Annotated in this window: 1 pseudogene; it reads left to right on the forward strand. The window is 70.0% G+C overall.

Annotated elements, in window-relative coordinates:
* Window positions 1–508, forward strand: a pseudogene (locus VR44_RS36115) (outer membrane protein assembly factor BamB family protein); the annotation flags it as partial.
* Between the last annotated feature and the right edge of the window lie 49 nt (window positions 509–557).

Here is a 557-nt window from a genome sequence, read left to right on the forward strand (position 1 = left end):
CGCCGTCATCGCCCTGACCGGCGACGGCAAGAAGCGCTCCAGCATGGCCGCCGAGGGCTCCTTCGAGGTCAACTGCGGCGGCGGCAGCATCGACGACCTCCAGGCCTGCGGCGACTCCGCGGTCGACGGCGACACCCTCTACCTGACGACGGCCGCCAAGGGCGGCGGCAACAACGAGATCGTCGCCTTCGACCTCGGCACCGGAAAGGCCAAGTGGCGCCAGGCCGCCGGGGACAAGCGGAGCCTGCGTCCCCTGAAGGCCGCGAACGGGCAGCTGACCGCCTACCGCACCGGCGCCCTCGACGAGCCCGGCGAGATCGTCTCGTTCCCGGTGGCCGGCGGCGCGCCCAAGACGCTGCTGCGCCTGCCCTCGGGCCCGGCCGCGAAGATCGAGGGCTCCTTCCTGTTCTCCAGGAGCTCCTTCGAGGACGGCCGTTTCTTCCTGTCCGTGACCAACCTCAACGGTGACGGCACGGACGAGAAGCTCCTGATGGCCTTCGGCAAGTGAACGAGTCCACCGAGCCGCCCACCGAGAGGCAGTAGCAGCAGATGAGCAC

Origin of the sequence: Streptomyces katrae (genome assembly GCF_000966975.1) — a bacterium.
Taxonomy (GTDB): Bacteria; Actinomycetota; Actinomycetes; order Streptomycetales; family Streptomycetaceae; genus Streptomyces; species Streptomyces katrae.